At 61.1% G+C, this 16,265-nt stretch carries 14 protein-coding genes and 1 rRNA gene (1 of these 15 running past the window's edge); 2 read left to right on the top strand and 13 right to left on the bottom strand.

The annotated features are described in order from the left end of the window. From QN085_RS22080 to mrcB, 10 genes are all read right to left on the bottom strand, one after another. Positions 1 to 778: ribosomal RNA gene (locus QN085_RS22080) — 16S ribosomal RNA — on the bottom strand (it extends 759 nt beyond the left edge of the window). Positions 779 to 1,288: 510 nt separating this feature from the next. Beyond that, positions 1,289 to 1,900: a protein-methionine-sulfoxide reductase heme-binding subunit MsrQ gene (gene msrQ / locus QN085_RS22085; protein WP_013974253.1), complete on the bottom strand. Its 612-nt coding sequence runs from the start codon at positions 1,898 to 1,900 to the stop codon at positions 1,289 to 1,291. Next, positions 1,900 to 2,913, bottom strand: a complete 1,014-nt coding sequence (msrP, locus tag QN085_RS22090) for a protein-methionine-sulfoxide reductase catalytic subunit MsrP (protein ID WP_041506416.1) — start codon at positions 2,911 to 2,913, stop codon at positions 1,900 to 1,902. The genes msrQ and msrP overlap by 1 nt, the downstream gene beginning before the upstream one ends. Positions 2,914 to 2,992: 79 nt before the next feature. Beyond that, a complete protein-coding gene (pssA, locus tag QN085_RS22095) occupies positions 2,993 to 3,844 on the bottom strand; it encodes a CDP-diacylglycerol--serine O-phosphatidyltransferase (RefSeq protein ID WP_009685387.1) in 852 nt (283 codons plus the stop codon). Positions 3,845 to 3,994: 150 nt separating this feature from the next. After that, entirely contained in the window at positions 3,995 to 5,011 is a 1,017-nt protein-coding gene (gene ilvC, locus QN085_RS22100) for a ketol-acid reductoisomerase (protein ID WP_013974255.1), read from the bottom strand. Positions 5,012 to 5,066: 55 nt separating this feature from the next. Continuing rightward, positions 5,067 to 5,558, bottom strand: coding sequence for an acetolactate synthase small subunit (ilvN, locus tag QN085_RS22105; RefSeq protein ID WP_003250040.1), 492 nt, complete (start codon positions 5,556 to 5,558; stop codon positions 5,067 to 5,069). Between the two features lies 1 nt (position 5,559). Next, on the bottom strand, positions 5,560 to 7,284 hold the full coding sequence (locus tag QN085_RS22110; protein WP_015271834.1) for an acetolactate synthase 3 large subunit: 1,725 nt from the start codon (positions 7,282 to 7,284) through the stop codon (positions 5,560 to 5,562). 408 nt (positions 7,285 to 7,692) lie between these two features. Beyond that, the gene (locus QN085_RS22115) at positions 7,693 to 8,025 is read right to left on the bottom strand and encodes a YqcC family protein (RefSeq protein WP_031324603.1); all 333 of its coding nucleotides are present in this window, start codon (positions 8,023 to 8,025) and stop codon (positions 7,693 to 7,695) included. Continuing rightward, positions 8,025 to 8,843: a tetratricopeptide repeat protein gene (locus tag QN085_RS22120; RefSeq protein WP_039615235.1), complete on the bottom strand. Its 819-nt coding sequence runs from the start codon at positions 8,841 to 8,843 to the stop codon at positions 8,025 to 8,027. The genes QN085_RS22115 and QN085_RS22120 overlap by 1 nt, the downstream gene beginning before the upstream one ends. A 15-nt stretch (positions 8,844 to 8,858) precedes the next feature. Then, positions 8,859 to 11,180 carry a penicillin-binding protein 1B gene (gene mrcB, locus QN085_RS22125; RefSeq protein ID WP_023661650.1) on the bottom strand — a complete coding sequence of 774 codons (2,322 nt, stop codon included), beginning with the start codon at positions 11,178 to 11,180 and terminating at the stop codon, positions 8,859 to 8,861. Between the two features lie 116 nt (positions 11,181 to 11,296). On the opposite strand from mrcB, the gene QN085_RS22130 reads away from it, so the two are divergent. Together QN085_RS22130 and QN085_RS22135 are read left to right on the top strand one after the other, a co-directional pair. Further along, positions 11,297 to 12,859 (top strand): bifunctional aminoglycoside phosphotransferase/ATP-binding protein, encoded by a 1,563-nt coding sequence (locus QN085_RS22130; protein WP_023661649.1) that lies wholly within the window; start codon positions 11,297 to 11,299, stop codon positions 12,857 to 12,859. 240 nt (positions 12,860 to 13,099) lie between these two features. Beyond that, positions 13,100 to 13,378, top strand: coding sequence for a TfoX/Sxy family protein (locus QN085_RS22135; RefSeq protein ID WP_013974260.1), 279 nt, complete (start codon positions 13,100 to 13,102; stop codon positions 13,376 to 13,378). Positions 13,379 to 13,556: 178 nt separating this feature from the next. Here the strand turns inward: QN085_RS22135 and QN085_RS22140 are convergent, their stop codons facing one another. Genes QN085_RS22140 through QN085_RS22150 form a run of 3 tightly spaced genes read right to left on the bottom strand, consistent with a single transcriptional unit; the run spans position 13,557 to position 16,242 of the window. Beyond that, positions 13,557 to 14,438, bottom strand: a complete 882-nt coding sequence (locus tag QN085_RS22140) for a ChaN family lipoprotein (RefSeq protein WP_024087753.1) — start codon at positions 14,436 to 14,438, stop codon at positions 13,557 to 13,559. Between the two features lie 53 nt (positions 14,439 to 14,491). Then, positions 14,492 to 15,259: a heme ABC transporter ATP-binding protein gene (locus tag QN085_RS22145; protein WP_013974262.1), complete on the bottom strand. Its 768-nt coding sequence runs from the start codon at positions 15,257 to 15,259 to the stop codon at positions 14,492 to 14,494. Then, positions 15,259 to 16,242, bottom strand: a complete 984-nt coding sequence (locus QN085_RS22150) for a FecCD family ABC transporter permease (RefSeq protein WP_162097118.1) — start codon at positions 16,240 to 16,242, stop codon at positions 15,259 to 15,261. Before QN085_RS22150 ends, QN085_RS22145 begins: the two co-directional genes overlap by 1 nt. Positions 16,243 to 16,265: the final 23 nt, after the last annotated feature.

Genomic DNA, 16,265 nt, shown 5'->3' on the forward strand with positions numbered 1-16,265 from the left:
TGTTTGCTCCCCACGCTTTCGCACCTCAGTGTCAGTATCAGTCCAGGTGGTCGCCTTCGCCACTGGTGTTCCTTCCTATATCTACGCATTTCACCGCTACACAGGAAATTCCACCACCCTCTACCGTACTCTAGCTCGCCAGTTTTGGATGCAGTTCCCAGGTTGAGCCCGGGGCTTTCACATCCAACTTAACGAACCACCTACGCGCGCTTTACGCCCAGTAATTCCGATTAACGCTTGCACCCTCTGTATTACCGCGGCTGCTGGCACAGAGTTAGCCGGTGCTTATTCTGTCGGTAACGTCAAAACAGCAAGGTATTAACTTACTGCCCTTCCTCCCAACTTAAAGTGCTTTACAATCCGAAGACCTTCTTCACACACGCGGCATGGCTGGATCAGGCTTTCGCCCATTGTCCAATATTCCCCACTGCTGCCTCCCGTAGGAGTCTGGACCGTGTCTCAGTTCCAGTGTGACTGATCATCCTCTCAGACCAGTTACGGATCGTCGCCTTGGTGAGCCATTACCTCACCAACTAGCTAATCCGACCTAGGCTCATCTGATAGCGCAAGGCCCGAAGGTCCCCTGCTTTCTCCCGTAGGACGTATGCGGTATTAGCGTTCCTTTCGAAACGTTGTCCCCCACTACCAGGCAGATTCCTAGGCATTACTCACCCGTCCGCCGCTGAATCAAGGAGCAAGCTCCCGTCATCCGCTCGACTTGCATGTGTTAGGCCTGCCGCCAGCGTTCAATCTGAGCCATGATCAAACTCTTCAGTTCAATACTGCTTGGGTTTTTAAGAAACCCTAAACTTGGCTCAGCAATCTCAAATGACTATGTGATTTCTCGCATGGCCACTTGTGATGCTGATAATCTTTGTGACTATCAGTCCGTACTCACAAGCACCCACACGAATTGCTTGATTCGATTTGTTAAAGAGCGTTTGGTTAAGAGCGTTTCGTCTCAACCGAGGCGCGCATTCTACGCTTTCCTCATTTGCTGTCAAGTGTTTATTTTGAAGTTTTTTGCGAGAAACTCGTTTGGCTTCAAACACTTGACTCGCTGCGATCTCTCGTAGCGGGAGGCGAATCATACAGCGTTTAGAAGCACTGTCAACCATCATCTCAACCGCTGTCGATCCTTTGATCGTAGCCCTTTCAACTCTTTCTGAACAACCTAACTTGTTGAATTTCAAGAAGTTTGTCGTTCCGATGTCGCTGGAAGTGGGGCGCATTATAAGGGGATTCGAGAGGGCGTCAACCTTTAATTTCAAGAAATTGAAGTAAACGCTCAAACCACCCTCCCCTGCCTCCGACCAACCCTGGGCAGCACCCGCGAAACCGCGGGAACCCGCAACACCATCAACACAGCCCCAATAACCGCATAGATAGCCCACTCCCGCAGATCCGAGCGCACGATCCACAAGAAATGCAGCAACCCCAACCCAAGTATCACGTACACCAACCGGTGCAGCTTCTTCCAACGCACACCCAGGCGCCGCTGGCTATACCGATTCGAGGTAACCGCCAGGGCCAGCAATCCAAGAAACCCAAGCGCACCCACAATTATGTATGGCCGCTTGCGCAACTCCACCGCCAACTGCCCCCAGTCCAGCCCAAGGATAAAGAACAGGTAAGCCAGGATGTGCAGCACGATATAGGCAAACACCCATAACCCCAGTTGCCGGCGCACCACGATCCAGCCCGACCATCCCGTCAGCTTCTGCAGCGGCGTCATGCCCAAGGTAACCAGCAGGAAGGTCAGCGCCCCGAGCCCAAGCCGGTCCATCATGATCTTTCCGGGATCAGGCCCTAGCAGATTCATCGCCGCCTCATACAACCACCAGACTGGGAACAGGCATCCCACGATGAAGATGGCCAGACGAAACCAGGGGTAACGCATCAGTAGTTCTTCCGCAGATCAAGCCCGGTATACAGCGACGCCACTTCATCGGCATAGCCATTGAACATCTGGGTTTCCCGCACATTGGGACTGAACAGCCCGCTGGGCAGCCGCCGTTCACGCGCCTGGCTCCAACGCGGGTGGTCGACCGTCGGGTTCACATTGGCATAGAACCCATATTCATCCGGCGCCAGCCCTTCCCAGGTGGTGCCCGGCTGTTCCGCCACCAGGCTGATACGCACAATCGACTTGATGCTCTTGAAGCCATACTTCCACGGCACCACCAGCCGCAACGGTGCGCCATTCTGGTTGGGCAGCTCCCGGCCATACATCCCGACCGCCAGGATCGCTAAAGGATGCATTGCCTCATCCAGGCGCAAGCCTTCTCTATAAGGCCAGTCGATCAAGGCGAACCCCGAACGCTGCCCCGGCATGTGCTCCGGGTCTTTCAGGGTTTCGAAGCGCACATAACGTGCCTTGGATGTCGGCTCGACCTGCTTGAGCACCTGCGCCAACGGGAAGCCCAGCCACGGAATGACCATCGACCACGCCTCCACGCACCGCAGCCGGTAGATGCGCTCCTCGAGCTGGTACGGTTTGACGAAGTCCTCCAGCGCATAGCGGCCGGGCTTACCCACTTCGCCATCGACCACAACGCTCCACGGTTCGGTCTTCAGGCTGTCGCCATTGGCCGCCGGGTCACCCTTGTCGGGCCCGAACTCGTAGAAGTTGTTGTAGTGGGTGGCATCCTTGAACGGCGTGATTGCCTCACCCTTGACCGTTACTGCCTGCCATCGGGCAGCTGCGAGCTTTTCATTGAACCAGCCAGGCGCCCTGCCCGCCTCGACATCGGCGTAACGGCTGGCTTCAGCTGCGCGCGCCATGCTCGGCAAAGCGCCCAAGGCCAGGCCAGCCAACGAGCCACCCAGCAGGGTACGACGGGAGAGGTAGATGCCTTCGGGGGTGATCTCCGACGCTTTGCACTCGGAAGACCTAGGAAGCTTGATGAGCATGAGCGGCTCCACAGCACTGGATAACGGATGTACCAGTAAGACTATGGAGCCGGCGGGTTATTCCAGCATTAAATGATTGTCACGCTTTGCGACGGCGTGACTTCAGCAGGAACTGAATCGGGCCCGAAGCCGCATAGGCGAGGAAGATCAGCAGCAGGATACGCGGCGGGTCGCTGAACACCACGGCAAACACCAGCACCACGGCCAGGATAGCCACGAACGGCACACGCCCCTTCAGGTCCAGCTCCTTGAAGCTGTTGTACTTGATGTTGCTGACCATCAGCATGCCGGCAGCAGCCACCAGCAGCGCCACCAGGAACGACAGCTTGGAGCCCTGGATGCCGTAGTCGCTGAACGCCCACACGGTACCCGCGACCACACCCGCAGCAGCAGGACTGGCAAGGCCGATGAAGTAGCGCTTGTCGGCGGTGCCGACCTGGGTATTGAAGCGTGCCAGGCGCAGTGCTGCACCGGCCACATAGATGAAGGCAACCATCCAGCCAACCTTGCCCATGTCGCCCAGCGCCCAGCCAAAGGCCAGCAAGGCCGGAGCGACACCAAAGGCAACCATGTCCGACAGTGAGTCGTACTCGGCACCAAAGGCGCTCTGTGTGTTGGTCATGCGCGCGACACGGCCATCCAGGCCGTCGAGCACCATGGCCACGAAGATGGCGATCGCAGCGAAGGCAAAGTACTTGCTCGCCTCGCGCGGGTCACCGGCACTCAGGGCGCTCTGCGCGCTCATCGAGCTGATGATGGAATAGAAACCGGCAAACAGGTTGGCGGTGGTAAACAGGTTGGGCAGCAGGTAGATGCCACGATGGCGTACCTTGCGCCCTTCGGCGTCATGCCCTTCTTCAACGTGCTCATCGACAGGTAGCAGGCTTTCGGCGTCGGAGGGCTTGTTCGGCTCTTCGGGACGTTCGCTCATGGAGGGTACCTTGCAACAGGATGGAAAATGTTCGACACGGACCTGCAAAACAGGTTCTGACGGCAGGCCACTGGTCTGCTTTATACCAGAAGCTGACTGTCAGAACGAAAAAACGCGGCCGAAGCCGCGTTTTTCATCTTTCGATAAGACTTAGTTCTTGGTCTTGTCGACGATTTTGTTAGCCGAGATCCACGGCATCATCGAGCGCAGCTGCTCGCCGATGATTTCGATGCCGTGAGCGGCGTTGTTGCGGCGCTTGGCGGTCATCGATGGGTAGTTGGTAGCACCTTCGGAGATGAACATCTTCGCGTACTCGCCGTCCTGGATGCGCTTCAGGGCGTTGCGCATGGCCTTGCGGGATTCTTCGTTGATGACTTCCGGACCGGTTACGTACTCACCGTACTCGGCGTTGTTGGAGATCGAATAGTTCATGTTGGCGATGCCGCCTTCGTACATGAGGTCAACGATCAGCTTCAGCTCGTGCAGGCACTCGAAGTAGGCCATTTCCGGCGCGTAGCCAGCTTCGACCAGGGTTTCGAAACCGGCCTTTACCAGCTCTACGGTACCGCCGCACAGAACAGCCTGCTCACCGAACAGGTCGGTTTCGGTCTCGTCCTTGAAGGTGGTTTCGATGATGCCGGTACGGCCGCCGCCTACGCCCGAAGCGTACGACAGGGCAACATTCTTGGCGTTGCCGGAGGCGTCCTGGTAGATGGCGATCAGGTCAGGGATACCGCCGCCCTTGACGAACTCGGAGCGAACGGTGTGGCCCGGGGCCTTCGGCGCGATCATGATCACGTCGAGGTCGGCACGTGGAACAACCTGGTTGTAGTGGATCGAGAAGCCATGGGAGAAGGCCAGGGTAGCGCCCTTCTTGATGTTCGGCTCGATTTCCTGCTTGTACAGTTGGCCCTGGAATTCGTCCGGGGTCAGGATCATGACCAGGTCGGCAGCAGCGACGGCAGAGGCAACGTCGGTCACTTTCAGGCCATGGGCTTCTGCCTTGGCAACGGTGGCCGAACCTTTACGCAGACCGATGGTGACATCTACACCGGAGTCCTTCAGGTTGCACGCCTGAGCGTGGCCCTGGGAACCGTAACCGATGATGGCGACTTTCTTACCCTGAATGATGGAAAGGTCGCAGTCTTTATCGTAGAAAACTTTCATGAAAATACCCCTGGTTATATCTCGGCCCCTGCGGAGCCATCGCTAATTTTTGAATTTAGATGCTGAGCACTTTGTCGCCACGGGCAATGCCGGTAACGCCGCTGCGCACGGTTTCGAGAATCGATGCAGTGCCGATCGCCTGGATGAAGCTGTCCAGTTTGTCGCTGGTGCCGCTCAGCTGCACGGTGTACACGCTGGCAGTCACATCGACGATCTGGCCACGGAAGATATCCGTGGTGCGCTTGATCTCGGCGCGCTGGGCACCGGTGGCCTTGACCTTGACCAGCATCAGTTCACGCTCGATGTGAGCGCTTTCCGACAGGTCGACGAGCTTGACCACTTCGACCAGCTTGTTCAGGTTCTTGGTGATCTGTTCGATCACTTCGTCATGGCCAACGGTGGTCAGCGTCAGACGCGACAGGGTCGGGTCTTCGGTCGGCGCCACGGTCAGGCTTTCAATGTTGTAGTTACGCTGGGAGAACAGGCCGACCACGCGGGACAACGCACCTGGTTCGTTTTCCAGCAGCAGGGAGATGATGTGCCGCATATCAGGTACGCTCCGTCTTGCTCAGCCACATGTCACGCATCGAGCCATCCTTGATCTGCATCGGATAGACGTGCTCACTGCGGTCAACCGCGATGTCGATGAACACCAGGCGGTCCTTCATCGCAAACGCTTCTTCCAGCTTCGGCTTGAGGTCCTTCAGGCTGGTGATGCGGATACCCACATGGCCATAGGCCTCGGCCAGCTTGATGAAGTCAGGCAGCGACTCGACGTACGAGTGCGAGTGACGACCGTTGTAGGCCATGTCCTGCCACTGGCGGACCATGCCCAACACACCGTTGTTCAGGTTGACGATCTTCACCGGCAGGCCGTACTGCATGCAGGTGGACAGCTCCTGGATGTTCATCTGGATGCTGCCTTCGCCGGTCACGCAGGCCACGTCCTGGTCCGGGAAGTTGAGCTTGACGCCCATCGCCGCCGGGAAGCCGAAGCCCATGGTGCCCAGGCCACCGGAGTTGATCCAGCGGTTCGGCTTGTTGAAGCGGTAGTACTGCGCCGCGAACATCTGGTGCTGACCCACGTCGGAGGTGACGAAGGCATCGCCATTGGTCACTTCGCACAGGGTCTCGATGACTTTCTGCGGCTTGATGACATTGCCGTCGCCCTTGTCGTAAGGGAACAGCTCGCCATTGCCACGCCATTCGTCGATCTGCTTCCACCAGGCATCCAGCGCCGCCTTGTCAGGCTGCTCGCCGATTTCCTTGAGGATGCCGAGCATTTCGCTGAGCACGCTGTCGACCGGGCCGACGATCGGCACGTCGGCCTTGATCATCTTGGAGATCGACGCCGGGTCGATGTCGATATGGATGATCTTGGCGTTCGGGCAGAACTTGGCCGGGCCGTTGACCACGCGGTCGTCAAAACGGGCACCGACGGCGAAGATGACGTCGGCATGGTGCATGGCCATGTTGGCAGTAAAGCTGCCGTGCATGCCGAGCATGCCGAGGAACTGGCGGTCGGTACCCGGGAAGCCACCCAGACCCATCAGGGTATTGGTGACCGGCAGGTTGAGCGACTTGGCGATTTCGGTCAGGGCTTCGGAGCCACCACCGAGGATCACGCCGCCACCGGAGTAGACGATCGGGCGCTTGGCCGCCAGCAGCATCTCTGCAGCCTTGCGGATCTGGCCGGAGTGGCCGCGTACCGCTGGGCTATAGGAGCGCAGCTTGACCTTTTTCGGGTAGACGTATTCGAACTTCTCGGCCGGGTTGGTCATATCTTTTGGAATGTCGACCACGACCGGACCTGGGCGACCGGATTGCGCCAGGTAGAATGCTTTTTTCAGAACTTCGGGGATTTCGCTGGCATGTTTGATCATGAAGCTGTGCTTCACGATCGGCCGCGAAATACCGATCATGTCGGTTTCCTGGAAGGCATCGGTACCCACCATGGTGCTAGGCACCTGGCCGGACAGGATGACCATCGGAATCGAATCCATGTAGGCGGTGGCAATACCGGTAATGGCATTGGTCGCGCCCGGGCCGGAGGTTACCAGCACCACGCCGGCCTTGCCGGTGGCGCGGGCGTAGCCGTCCGCCATATGGGTAGCTGCCTGCTCATGACGAACCAGGATGTGCTCGACTTCCGGTTCCTTGAACAGCGCGTCGTAAACATGCAGGAGAGCACCACCAGGGTACCCGTAGATGTGCTTAACGCCTTCGTCACGCAAGAAGCGGACGACCATCTCAGCGCCAGATAAAAGCTCCACGTTGTTCACCTCTAAAACGCCAGAATACCGCCCTCACTGGACGGGTCTTAATAGGTTTACTGCCAAGCAGAGCATGAGCGAACGTCAGCACTGACTGAGCAAGTATTGGGAGCGCCCCAGAGTGTTGCGGGGTTTTCCCACCCAGCGCGAGGTAACGCGTTGCGGGGTGTAACAGGTCGGCGCGGGTGTGCGCCTCATGATCTGCTTAGCGGGTCTGCTTCTGGCAGTCCCTCTACAGCGGAGATTGGATTCTTCTGATTCGGCGCCAACAAGTCAAGAAAAATTATTGCCAATTTTTCCCCAAGATGAATTCTTGCCACCACTAAAAATCGCTTCAGCAGCAGAATAAATAAGATTTCCACAAAAAAGGGCCACAATCTGCGGCCCTTGAAGGAAAAACTGAAGAAATCAGGCGGAAGGAGCAATCAATTGGTCAAATGCTGCCAACAGGCGGCGTAGCTCACGACTTTGCTCTGGCCGGTCGGTAAATACCGTTTCAGCCATTACCAGGATGCCGGACGCATTGGGCAGCGGGTGGCCCAACTCGATGATGATCTTCATGCGCGGCAGGAAGATCCATTGGAGCCACTGCTCGAAACTGAGGGTATCGACTGCGAAAGGCACCGTACTGGCCAGTGCCTCATCGCTTGGCGGCTCGTCATCCCACCAGCCTTGCACCTGCAGCTCACGTTCGATCAGCAGCAGGTGGTCGGCAACATCCAGAATGCGCTGCTCGATCATCACGAATTGACCCGTGCCTTTTGCCGGGCCAGTGCGGCACCAGCGCTGTCACCCTGCTTCTCGCGGGCCTGGGCGATGGTGTTCCACAGCTCGGCCTGCAGGCTCGGGCGGCCATTGGCGTAAGTCAGGGCACGACGCGCCAACTGCTCGGCCTGCGGTGCATCACCTTGCGACAGGCGTACTTGGGCCAGACGGTACAGTACCTGCGGCTCGCGCGGGGCAATGCGCTGAGCACGCTCCAGGCTCGATGCGGCACCGTTGAAGTCACCGCTGCCCTGCTGGGTCTTCGCGGTGGTCAGCAGCGCCAGCACCGGGCCGTCCAGCTGCTCGTCGGCCGACAGGCCACCGGTAGCAGCACCGCTACGCGGAATACCGGTTGGCGCGCTGGTGCTTTGCGGGGCGCTGTTCATCGCCGCGATGTCGAAGGGTTCGTCGGCGATCGGGTTCGGATTGGTGGTCATTGGTGCCGAAGTGACCGGCCCAGTGGTAATTGGGCCTGGGGTGATCGGCCCCGGGGTAATCGGCGAGGTGCTGATTGGCGCCGCGCCATTGGCCGCCGGGAACGTCTGGATGCCCGAAGCGCCAGCGCCCTGCGGGATCATCACGGTCACGCCGGAGTCTTCAGGCAGCGTTTGAGCCTGCGCGGTACCCGCGTTATAGCCACCCGCAGAGCGATTGGCCGTCACGCGTTCGCTGTTGGACACCCGGGTGCTCGAGTCGACCACCGGAATATTGCCGCGCGGGACGCTGGCGCACCCCTGGAGCACAGCCAGCGCCGTCACGGCAGGAAACAGCCACTTGTTCACGTCACACCTCATCAATGCAGCCTGTGCTTAATTCATCCAGCCCTTGACCCAGTCCATGACCGATTCAACTGGATCCTGCTCGCCGCCGCAGGTCGCGCCGGCGGGCGGTTCACTCCCGCGAATATACGGCATCTGCACCGCTCCCGGACAGCTGCCATCAGACCCATGGCCACTGTACGGGTCAATCCAGGCCTGCACCACGTTGTCCGGTTGCGGCATGTCCAGCGGCAGCGGGTCGGCCTTCTTCATGAAGCTGGTCCACACCTGCAGGGCGCCGGTAGCACCAGTAAATGGCGTCTTGCCGTTGTCGTCACGCCCCATCCATACCACGGCCAGCAGGTCCTGGCTGAACCCGGAGAACCAGCTGTCGCGCGAATCGTTACTGGTGCCGGTCTTGCCCGCCAGGGTGAGATTGCGCGGCAAAGTGTTGTACACCGAGCGGCCGGTGCCTTCGCGCATCACCCGCTGCATGGCGTTCTGCACCAGGTAGATAGCCCCCGGGTCGAAGGTTTGCTGGATCTGGAACGGGTAGCGTTTTAGCGGCTCGCCCTCGGCGGTGAGCACGCTGCGGATACCGCGCATCGGGGTATTGAAGCCGCCGTTGGCGATGGTCTGGTACATCGTCGCGACCTGCATTGGCGACATGCCGCCGGCACCCAGCAGCATGGCCGGGAAGGCTGGCCAGTCAACGTTCACTCCCAGCCGGCCAATGGTCTTGATCACGTTGGGCACACCCACTTCCAGGCCGATCTTGGCAGTCGACAGGTTGTAGGAGTTGGCCAGCCCCTGGTACAGGTAGATGGTGCCATGCGGGCGACGATCGTAGTTCTGCGGGCGCCAGACCTGGCCGTCGGCACCTTTGACCGAGAACGGCTCGTCCTGCACCCAACTGGTCAAGGTGTACTTGGTCGGTTGTTCCAGCGCGGTCAGGTACACCGCCGGCTTGACCAGCGAACCGATCGGCCGCACGGCATCAATGGCGCGGTTGAAGCCGGCGAAGCCGGCCTGGCGGCTGCCGATAAGCGCCTGCACCTCACCGGTTTCCGGATTGGTCACGACCATCGCCGACTCAACCTCGTCCGCCCCCTTGCGCCCCGCGAGGCGCTTGAAGGTCTCGCTCATCGAGGTTTCGGCCTTCATCTGCAGGATCGGGTCGAAGCTGGTGAAGATGCGCAGGCCTTCTTCGGTCAAGTCTTCATCGCGGTAGTCCTGGCGCAGCTGACGCTTGACCAGGTCGAGGAAGGCCGGGAACGAGCTGTCTGCCAGGCTGCCGCGCTTGGTCACGCCCAGCGGCATCTTCTTCGCTGCATCGACTTCTGCCTGGCTGGCCACGCCCTGCTCGGCCACCAGGTCGAGCACCAGGTTGCGGCGGGCCAGGGCGCGGTCCGGATAGCGACGCGGGTTGTAGTAGGACGGCCCCTTGACCATGCCCACCAGCAAAGCGATCTGGTGCAACTTCAGCTCCGACAGCGGTTGGCTGAAGAAGAACTGGCTGGCGAGGCCGAAGCCGTGCACCGCACGCTGACCATCCTGGCCGACGAACACCTCGTTGAGGTAGGCCTCGAGGATCTCGCGCTTGTCGTAGTGCAGCTCCAGCAATACGGCCATCATCGCCTCGGTCAGCTTGCGGCTGAGGCTGCGCTCGCTGGTGAGGTAGAAGTTCTTCACCAACTGCTGGGTCAGGGTGCTGCCACCCTGGCGCATGGAACCTGCCGAGGTATTGACCCACATGGCTCGGGCGATGGACTTGGGCGACACCCCGAAGTGGCTGTAGAAATCGCGGTCTTCCGTCGCCACCAGGGTTTCGAGCAGGTACGGCGGTACCTGGTCGATCTTGATCAGGATGCGGTCTTCGAGGTTTTTCGGGTAGATGCCGCCGATCATCAGCGGCTCCAGGCGCACTACGTCGAGCGTCTTGCCGTTGGCGCCGGAAAGGCCTGCCACGTAATCGCCGGAGAAGCGCACACGCACGAATTGCGCCGGCTCCATGCCCTCGTAGAACTGGAAACCACGAGTATTGAGCTCGACGGTATTGCCGTTGACTGCCGCCGCTCCCGGGCCGTTGGCCGCGCTTTCACGCCGGTAGCCGAGCGCGTCCAGCTCGGTGAGGAAGTCGTTCTTGCTCAGTTTCTGGCCGGTGAACAGCTCCAGCGGCCGGGCATACACCTTGGCCGGGATGGTCCAGCGCTTGCCGGAAAACTTTTCCTGGACAACGGCATCGAGGTAAACCGCGAAGCCGGCGACTATCACCAGGCCGACCAGGCTGAGCTTCAAAGCCCAGCCCAGCCAGGCGCGGGAGCGGCCGGTCGGGCGTTTCTGAGGGGTACGGGGATTTCGAGTTCGGGTCATGGCGGCGGATTATACGCACTTTATAAAGGCTGGGCAGACGCCCCCGGCGGTAGGCAGGGACGGCACCATTGACCATAATGGCGCATTCGAATTCCCTGCCCCCGGAAGGATTTCCCGTGAGCCAAGCCCTTATCACTGCGTTGCAGAACCCAGCCCTGTACCCTCACCCCGTGGATGGGTTCCAGCTCATCGAGACGCATATCTCCTGGGTCCTGCTCACCGGCGAGTATGCCTACAAGATCAAGAAGCCGATGAACTTCGGCTTCCTCGACTTCACCGGCCTGGACCAGCGCCGGCATTTCTGTAACGAAGAATTGCGCCTGAACCAGCGCCTGACCGACGGCCTGTACCTTGAAGTGTTGCCGATCACCGGTAGCGTCGACGCGCCGCAGATCGGCGGTGAAGGCGAAGCCATCGAGTACGTGCTGAAGATGCGCCAGTTCCCGCAGGGGCAGATGCTCAACACCCTGCAGGCCAATGGCGAACTGAACGCCGCGCACATCGACCAGATGGCCCGGCAGATCGCCGAGTTCCACCTGCAGGCCCCACGCGTGCCGGTGGAGCACCCACTGGGCACGCCGGACAGCGTGATGGCACCTGTGGAGCAGAACTTCGAGCAGATTCGCCCGTTCCTCAGCGACAAGGCCGACCTGCAGCAACTCGACGCCCTGCAGGCCTGGGCACGCAGCAGCTTCGAGCGCCTGCATGGCCTGCTGGAAAAGCGCAAGGCCAATGGTTTCATCCGTGAATGCCACGGTGACATCCACCTGGGCAACGCCACCCTGATCGACGGCAAGGTGGTGATCTTCGACTGCATCGAGTTCAACGAACCGTTCCGCCTGACCGATGTGTACGCCGATACCGGCTTCCTGGCCATGGACCTGGAAGACCGCGGCCTGAAATGCCTGGCCCGCCGCTTCATCAGCCAGTACCTGGAACTGACCGGCGACTACGAAGGCCTGGAACTGCTCAACTTCTACAAAGCCTACCGCGCGCTGGTACGGGCCAAGGTTGCACTGTTCAGCATGCCAGCCGATGCCGATGGCGTGCAGCGCGCCACCACTCTTCGCACCTACCGCAACTATGCCAACCTGGCAGAAAGCTACAGCGCCATCCCGTCGCGCCTGCTGGCCATTACCCACGGTGTTTCGGCTGTGGGCAAAAGCCACGTGGCCATGCGCATGGTCGAAGCCCTTGGCGCCGTCCGCGTGCGTTCGGATGTGGAGCGCAAGCGCCTGTTCGGTGAACAGCAGCAGGCTGAGGCTGGCCAGCTGAGTACCGGCATCTATGATCAGGACGCCAGTGTCGCGACCTACCAGCGCCTGCACGAGGTGGCAGCGACCGTACTGCGGGCCGGCTTCCCGGTGGTGCTGGATGCCACCTACCTCAAACGTGATCAGCGCCAGGCCGCAGCGGACATCGCCAGCCAGACGGGCGTGCCGTTCCTGATCCTCGACTGCCATGCGCCGGATGCGGTCATCGCCAGCTGGCTGGAGCAGCGCCAGGCAGAAAATACCGACCCGTCGGATGCCACCCTGGAAGTGGTCAAAGCCCAGCAGGCCAGTCGTGAGCCACTGGATGCACAGGAACTGGTGCAGAGCACCCGCGTCGATACCCAGAGCGCCGGGAGCATGGACCAGGTGATCGAGCAGATTCGCCAGCGCTTGCCTGGGCTGTAAGGTCGGCGCTTTCCTGTGCCGGCCTATTCGCGGGTGAACCCGCTCCCACAGGTACTGCCTCAGTCGTGAGGCTTGCAGATAACCTTGTGGGAGCGGGTTTACCCGCGAATAGGCCGGCACAGGACATCTCGTCGCCCCCTATGGCAAAAGGCCGCGCATTTCCTATCCCCCGCTACACTCCTCTCTGACCTGCTCGCGATTTATCCCCCAATCCCCGTTCAGCCATCGCAAGGAGGCTCGATGAACGATGAATTGCAGCATCTGAAGAACCTTGGCAAGACCTCTGCGCAGTGGCTGCATGCAGCCGGCATCCACAGTGCATCGGATCTGCGCCGCCTGGGCGCGGTAGGTGCGTACCAGGCCGTGAAGACACGAGGGTTCCGCGCATCGAAGGTGCTGTTGTATGCCATTGAAGGCGCCCTGCTGGACATGCACTGGAACGATTTGCCGCTGGAGCGCAAAGAAGCGCTCAACCAACAACTGGATGCGAAAAGCCCTGCGCAAAAAAATCAGAAATAATCTCGGGAAAGGGATTGACGCCGAAATGAGAATAGTTATGATTATCACAACTGGTCGCGAGACTGGTTGGATAAGCTAAGAGCCCCTGGTTCGGACTCTCAGATTATCTCCTCATCAGGCTAATCACGGTTATTGACCCGGCAATTTGCCGGGTCTTTTTTTGCCTATTACAGCCCCGTCACCGCAGTTGCGCGCAATAGTCCTGCTCCGGCATCGCTGCCGTGTACCACACAAAATCAGCCTCGCCTGCCTCGACCTGCTCACCAACCTCAGCTAGCAGTAGCACCTTGCTCTCCCCCTGCGCTTGCAGGTCAGCCAAGTGCAACGGTACACCCAGGTCCTTGCGCACGTGATAGGCCCCGGCCAGCAGCAGTGCTGGCTGCGGCGCCGCCAGCAAGCGCTCGGCCATGCGCCGGTCGCGCTGCTGCTGCACGGCCAGCATCGCCGGCAACTGGCTTTCTGGCAGCATCCCGCAATGCCCGGCACGCACATGCTCCAGCAAGGCGGCCTTGACCGTCGGCGCATTGGAGCGTTCGCCCGGTAACGAAGCCGGCTGACGATAGGCCTGGCGCATCTCGCCGGGCGAGAGGTTGGCGGCCAGCACAGGCACCCGCTGCTGCAAAGCCTCGGTCACGATTGGCCCGTACAGCTGCCAATCCCAGCCGTCCTGCCAGGCCAAGGCCTTGGGCAGGTCTACCGGCAAAGGTTGCCCCGCGAGGTTGTCCAGCAGCGGTTGCTGCTCGGGCTGCAGCATTTCCAGCAGCAGGCTGCCCTGCACACGTTGGCCTTGTAGGGCGCGCAGCATCCACAGCTGCAGTGCGTGATGGTCGGGGTTGTCGTGTTTCTCGCCGACCAGTACCCGGGGAGCGGTAGACAGGCGCTGCACCAGTTGCTCAGGGCTGATCAGCTGACCATCAGCAAGATCGACGATATGCCCCAGCTCGGCATGGCTGCGCCCCTCACTGCTCTGCCAGGCGGGCAGGGGCGGCAGGCTGGCCTGGCAGCCACCCAGTTCCAGCACCAGGCACAGCGAGAAAGCGGACAGCAGCGGATGTCGCATGGACAGCACCTCCATTTATGGCCTGCACGAGCCCTTGTAGGACCGCGCCAGCGTTAGCGGGTGATGATCAGCGGATGCCCACGCTCCGGGTGCGCCTGTACCAGTACGTCGATCCCGTATACCGCCTTCAACGCCGCCGGCGTCAGCACTGCTTCGGGTGCGGCAAAGGCATGGCAGCGCCCCTGCTCCAGCAGCAGGATACGATCACAGTAGCGCGCCGCCAGGTTCAGGTCATGCAGGATCACCAGCACCGCGGCGCCACGGTCGGCAAAGCGGCGCACGGCTTCGAGGGTGGTGTGCTGGTGCAACGGGTCGAGCATCGAGGTTGGCTCGTCCAGCAGCAGCGTTGAACCCGCCTCGCCCGGCCACAGCTGCGCCAGCACCCGAGCCAGGTGCACTCTTTGCCGCTCGCCGCCAGACAACGCCAGGTAACTGCGCTCCACCAGGTGCCAGGCATCCGCTGCCCGCAAGGCCGCTTCGACGATTTCAGCATCGCGCCGCTGCCCGGTGCCATGGGGCATGCGCCCCATGCCCACCACTTCCTCGACCCGGAACGAGAACCCCAGGCTGGACACCTGCGGCAACACCGCCAGGCGCCTGGCTCGCTCCTGCCCTGCCCAGTCCGCCAGTGGCCTGCCCTGTAGCGTCACCCGCCCGTGATTGGGCGCCAGCTCACCACACAGTACTCCTAGCAGGCTGCTCTTGCCGGCACCGTTGGGGCCGAGCACACCCACCACCTGCCCCTGGCTCAGCTGCAGATGAATGTCATGCAGCACTTCGTTGCTGCCCCGCCGCAAGTACAGCCCCTCGGCTTGCAACATCAACTGCGCCCTCGTATCAGCAGGAACAGGAAGAACGGTGCGCCGATAAAGGCCGTGACGATGCCGATCGGCAGCTCGGCAGGCGCCAGCAGCAGCCGCGCCGCCAAATCGGCGAACAGCATCAGCGCACCGCCAGCCAACAAGGAAGCTGGCAGCACCACACGGTGATCAGGCCCGGCCAGCAGGCGCACCAGGTGCGGCACCACCAGGCCGATGAAACCGATCAGCCCTGCTGCCGCCACCGCCGCACCCACGCCCAGCGCCGTGCAGAACACCAGCTCGCGCTTGAGCCGCTCCACGTCAATGCCCAGGTGACGCGCCTCCGATTCACCAAGCAGCATGGCATTCAACGCCTTGGCCCGACGTGGCAGCCACACTGCCACGCCCGCAGCCACCAGCAGCAAAGGCCACAGCCGCTGGTAACTGGCACCATTGAGGCTGCCCAAGTTCCAGAAGGTCAGCGTGCGCAGCGTGGCGTCGTCGGCCAGGTAGGAGAACAACCCCACGGCAGCACCGCCCAGCGCGGTCATGGCCACACCGGCCAGCAGCATCGTGGCGACGTTGGTCTGGCCGTCGCGTCGCCCCAGACGATAAACCAGCGCAGTCACGCCCAGCCCGCCGATGAAAGCGCACAGCGACAACAGGTAGGGGGCAAGCACATCCGGCATGCCGCCCAGCCAACTGCCGCCAACGATGGCCACCGCCGCGCCCACCGCTGCTCCGGCGGCAACCCCTACCAGCCCGGGGTCGGCCAGAGGGTTACGGAACAGCCCCTGCATGGCCACACCAGACAGCGCCAGCACCGCGCCCACCGCCAATCCCAGCAAGGTGCGCGGCAGGCGGATCTGGCCGAGGATCATCTCGGCCTGCTGCAGGCCGTCAGCGGCAATGGGTAACCCCAGCAAGCGCAAGCCGGCACGCAGGGTATCGAACAACGGCAGGCTGACCGGCCCCAAGGCCAAAGACAACCACACCGCCAACAGGCACAACAGGCCCAGGCAAACGA

The organism is Pseudomonas sp. M2(2023) (genome assembly GCF_030263955.1).
GTDB classification, from domain to species: Bacteria; Pseudomonadota; Gammaproteobacteria; order Pseudomonadales; family Pseudomonadaceae; genus Aquipseudomonas; species Aquipseudomonas asiatica.